At 59.0% G+C, this 5,437-nt stretch carries 3 rRNA genes; all 3 read right to left on the bottom strand.

Annotated elements, in window-relative coordinates:
* Window positions 1–2: 2 nt before the first annotated feature.
* Window positions 3–119, bottom strand: a 5S ribosomal RNA gene (rrf, locus tag G1C96_RS09985).
* Between the two features lie 183 nt (window positions 120–302).
* Window positions 303–3,360, bottom strand: a 23S ribosomal RNA gene (locus tag G1C96_RS10425).
* A gap of 433 nt (window positions 3,361–3,793) precedes the next feature.
* A 16S ribosomal RNA gene (locus G1C96_RS09975) occupies window positions 3,794–5,318 on the bottom strand.
* The 16S, 23S and 5S rRNA genes sit together here, the layout of an rRNA operon.
* Window positions 5,319–5,437 lie beyond the last annotated feature (119 nt).

Genomic DNA, 5,437 nt, shown 5'->3' with positions numbered 1-5,437 from the left:
AATTGCGGCGGCGTGCTACTCTCCCACACCCTATCGAGTGCAGTACCATCGCCGTGCCAGGCCTTAGCTTCCGGGTTCGGAAAGGGACCGGGCGTCTCACCTGGGCCATGACCACCGCAAAATCTTCAACTATCAACGGCCCCACCCCAAAAAAGCGGGACCGGCCAAGGATCGTGACGATCCGGGAACCGGACAATGGACGCAAACAATCCCGCAATTCGTTTCGTGACCGGACCAGCACTCCGTGCCATCCAATCCATCGCAGAAGAAAGACGCAGGCACCCACCCCACCAGGAGGTGGAATCGGATTGCCTCTCCCCCGTTAGTACCGGTCAGCTCCACCCCTCGCGGGGCTTCCACGTCCGGCCTATCAACCACGTGTTCTACATGGAGGGTACAGGGATTCAAGATCCCACGGAATCCTAATCTTGGAGAAGGCTTCCCGCTTAGATGCTTTCAGCGGTTATCCCTTCCGAACGTAGCCAACCGGCCGTGCCACTGGCGTGACAACCGGCATACCAGAGGTTCGTCCACCCAGGTCCTCTCGTACTATGGGCAGGACTCCTCAAGATTCCAACGAGCGCAGAGGATAGAGACCAAACTGTCTCACGACGTTCTGAACCCAGCTCGCGTGCCGCTTTAATCGGCGAACAGCCGAACCCTTGGGACCTGCTCCAGCCCCAGGATGCGACGAGCCGACATCGAGGTGCCAAACCATCCCGTCGATATGGACTCTTGGGAATGATCAGCCTGTTATCCCCGGGGTACCTTTTATCCGTTGAGCGATGCCGCGTCCGTACGCCGGCACCGGATCACTATTTCCGACTTTCGTCCCTGCTCGACCCGTCAGTCTCACAGTCAAGCTCCCTTGTGCAATTACACTCAACACCCGATTGCCAACCGGGCTGAGGGAACCTTTGAGCGCCTCCGTTACTCTTTGGGAGGCAACCGCCCCAGTTAAACTACCCGCCAGGCACTGTCCCTGACGAGGATCACTCGTCGAGGTTAGACGCCAGATGAAGACAGAGCGGTATTTCAACGACGGCTCCACACGAGCTGGCGCCCATGCTTCGAAGCCTCCCGCCTATGCTACACAGTCCACACCTAACGACAATACCAAGGTATAGTAAAGGTCCCGGGGTCTTTTCGTCCTTCTGCGCTTAACGAGCATCTTTACTCGTACTGCAATTTCGCCGAGCTCCTGGTCGAGACAGTGGGGAAGTCGTTACGCCATTCGTGCAGGTCGGAACTTACCCGACAAGGAATTTCGCTACCTTAGGATGGTTATAGTTACCACCGCCGTTTACCGGGGCTTGAATTCACCGCTTCACCCGAAGGCTGACGGATCCTCTTAACCTTCCGGCACCGGGCAGGCGTCAGAGCGTATACAGCGGCTTGCGCCTTCGCACGCTCCTGTGTTTTTGGTAAACAGTCGCTACCCCCTAGCCTGTGCCACCCCCAACAGCTCGGGAAGCAAGTTCCGTCACCGCCGGGGGTCTCCCTTAAACCGAAGGAACGGGAGCAATTTGCCGAGTTCCTTGACCAGGATTCGCTCGATCGCTTCGGTATACTCTACCTGACCACCAGTGTCGGTTTAGGGTACGGGCGGCGAACACTCTCACGCCGAAGCTTTTCTCGACAGCATGGGATCACCGGATTCGGGACAAAAGCCCCCCATCATCACGCCTCACCTCAACGCCTCCCGGATTTGCCTGGGAGACAGGCCACACGCTTGACCACGGAAAACCACCTCCGCGGCCGGCTACCCTTCTGCGTCACTCCTGCGCTAACCTACCGGGGCTACAGTCCCAACGCAACACCCATCACCAACCCGAAGGAAGGATCAGGACGAAACGGAGGTTAGTACTCACCCTTTCGGTTCTGACGATTGAACGCCGGTACGGGAATATCGACCCGTTCATCCATTCGACTACGCCTGTCGGCCTCGCCTTAGGACCCGACTCACCCAGGGACGACGAACGTGGCCCTGGAACCCTTGGTCATCCAGCGGCGGGGATTGTCACCCCGCTCTCGCTACTCATGTCTGCATTCTCACTCCCGCACAGTCCACGGCCGGCTTACGCCGCCGCTTCACCCCGTACGGGACGCTCTCCTACCCAACAGCCAAAAGACTGCTGCCGCGTCTTCGGTGGCGTGCTTGAGCCCCGCTACATTGTCGGCGCAGGACCACTAGACCAGTGAGCTGTTACGCACTCTTTCAAGGATGGCTGCTTCTGAGCCAACCTCCTGGCTGTCTATGCGACCCCACATCCTTTCCCACTTAGCACGCGCTTCGGGACCTTAGACGACGATCTGGGCTGTTTCCCTTTCGACAACGAAGCTTATCCCCCGCTGACTCACTGCCGGGATACACATCACGGGTATTCGGAGTTTGGCTGCTGTCGGTACCCAATACGGGCCCTCAAGCATCCAGTAGCTCTACCCCCCGGATGAAATCACCCGACGCTGCACCTAAATGCATTTCGGAGAGAACCAGCTATCACGGAATTTGATTGGCCTTTCACCCCTAACCCCAAGTCATCCCCCCGGTTTTCAACCCAGGTGGGTGCGGTCCTCCACGCGGTCTTACCCGCGCTTCAACCTGCTCAGGGCTAGATCATCCCGCTTCGGGTCCAGGGCACGCGACTCAAACGCCTTTTGAGACTCGCCTTCGCTACGCATACACCACACGGCTTATGCTCGCCACGCACCACTGACTCGCAGACTCATTTTTCGATAGGCACGCCGTCACCCCTAAAGGCTCCGACGGTTTGTAGGCGCACGGTTTCAGGAACTCTTTCACTCCCCTCCCGGGGTGCTTTTCACCTTTCCCTCACGGTACTAGTACGCTATCGGTCAGACAGGAATATTTAGGCTTACCCGACGGTCCGGGCTGATTCACACGGGATTCCACGAGGCCCGCGCTACTTGGGAGAAACGACCGGCAGGCATCGCGAGACCAGGTACGGGGCCATCACCCTCTACGGCCGGGAATTCAATCCCGTTCCCCTATCACGACGCTTTGTCACTGCCGCCGGCCCCGTCGGAGGCCGGACACGCATTCCCACAACACCCCACGCGCAACCCCCGACGGGTATCACACGCGCAAGGTTTGGCCTGATCCGCTTTCGCTCGCCACTACTCACGGAATATCCTTTCCTGCAGGTACTGAGATGTTTCACTTCCCTGCGTACCCCCCGCATCAGCGGTGCCAGCCCATGACGGCTGGCGGGTTTCCCCATTCGGAAATCCTCGGATCAAAGCCCTGTCGGCGGCTCCCCGAGGCCTATCGCGGCCCCACACGTCCTTCATCGGTCCTGTCTGCCAAGGCATCCACCATACGCCCTTGCAAGCAACCCGACCCGAACGGATCGGACGCCCGCATCAACTTCCAGCGAAAACCAGACGACACATCATCACACTAGAACGATCACAAAACGATCAACAGGAACAATCCCCGAAGGGACCGTCCCTCTACGAAATCAACAGCAGAACACGCACCCGCACGGAGCGCATGCCCTGCTCGCGTCCACTATCCAGTTCTCAAACCACCACGCACCCCACCACCAGGCCACGCAGTACGAACACCACGCGCCGGCCATGGGAACGACCCGGCAACCACCCGCGCCAAAAGACACGGACGTGGCGGTCCGGGAACCCAAAAGCATGCCCATACCACCAGACAAGCCGCCCACATGATCTCTTCCACACCAGCACTCCCACGCGACCCCCGGACGATCCGGGACGCGGGGACACACACCGGATGCCAGACAGCATCCTGAATTCTCCGTAGAAAGGAGGTGATCCAGCCGCACCTTCCGGTACGGCTACCTTGTTACGACTTAGTCCCAATCACGAGTCTCACCTTAGACGGCTCCCTCCCAAAGGGTTGGGCCACCGGCTTCGGGTGCTACCCACTTTCATGACTTGACGGGCGGTGTGTACAAGGCCCGGGAACGCATTCACCGCGGCGTTGCTGATCCGCGATTACTAGCGACTCCGCCTTCACGGAGCCGAGTTGCAGGCTCCGATCCGAACTGAGACCGGTTTTCAGGGATTCGCTCCATGTCGCCATGTCGCATCCCGCTGTACCGGCCATTGTAGCATGCGTGAAGCCCTGGACGTAAGGGGCATGATGATCTGACGTCATCCCCACCTTCCTCCGAGTTAACCCCGGCGGTCCCCCGTGAGTTCCCACCATGACGTGCTGGCAACACGGGGCGAGGGTTGCGCTCGTTGCGGGACTTAACCCAACATCTCACGACACGAGCTGACGACGACCATGCACCACCTGTGAACCCGCCCCGAAGGGAGACCCCATCTCTGGGGCTGTCGGGAACATGTCAAGCCCAGGTAAGGTTCTTCGCGTTGCATCGAATTAATCCGCATGCTCCGCCGCTTGTGCGGGCCCCCGTCAATTTCTTTGAGTTTTAGCCTTGCGGCCGTACTCCCCAGGCGGGACGCTTAACGCGTTAGCTCCGACACGGAACCCGTGGAATGGGCCCCACATCCAGCGTCCACCGTTTACGGCGTGGACTACCAGGGTATCTAATCCTGTTCGCTCCCCACGCTTTCGCTCCTCAGCGTCAGTAACGGCCCAGAGACCTGCCTTCGCCATTGGTGTTCTTCCCGATATCTACACATTCCACCGTTACACCGGGAATTCCAGTCTCCCCTACCGCACTCCAGCCCGCCCGTACCCGGCGCAGATCCACCGTTAAGCGATGGACTTTCACACCAGACGCGACGAACCGCCTACGAGCTCTTTACGCCCAATAAATCCGGATAACGCTTGCACCCTACGTATTACCGCGGCTGCTGGCACGTAGTTAGCCGGTGCTTATTCAACGGGTAAACTCACTCTCGCTTGCTCCCCGATAAAAGCGGTTTACAACCCGAAGGCCTCCATCCCGCACGCGGCGTCGCTGCATCAGGCTTGCGCCCATTGTGCAATATTCCCCACTGCTGCCTCCCGTAGGAGTCTGGGCCGTATCTCAGTCCCAATGTGGCCGGTCGCCCTCTCAGGCCGGCTACCCGTCGAAGCCTTGGTGGGCCTTCACCCCACCAACAAGCTGATAGGACGCGACCCCATCCCATACCGATGAAATCTTTCCCGCGATCCCATGCGGTCACGCGGAACATCCGGCATTACCACCCGTTTCCAGGAGCTATTCCGGTGTATGGGGCAGGTTGGTCACGCATTACTCACCCGTTCGCCACTCTCACCCGCAAGCAAAGCCTGCAGGATCCCGTTCGACTTGCATGTGTTAAGCACGCCGCCAGCGTTCATCCTGAGCCAGAATCGAACCCTCCACAAAAAAACTTGCAAAGACATCCGAATAGATGACTCTTCAAACTAATTGACGAGACGTCCTATAAGGAAGGACGTCCACACAAAAACCTCACTCCCCGTTAGGCCCTCCCGGGCACCCCAGGC

Origin of the sequence: Bifidobacterium moraviense, assembly GCF_012932365.1 — a bacterium.
Classification (GTDB): Bacteria; Actinomycetota; Actinomycetes; order Actinomycetales; family Bifidobacteriaceae; genus Bifidobacterium; species Bifidobacterium moraviense.
Note: the sequence above shows the minus strand (reverse complement) of the source record. Positions and strands in the feature narration are given on the sequence as shown.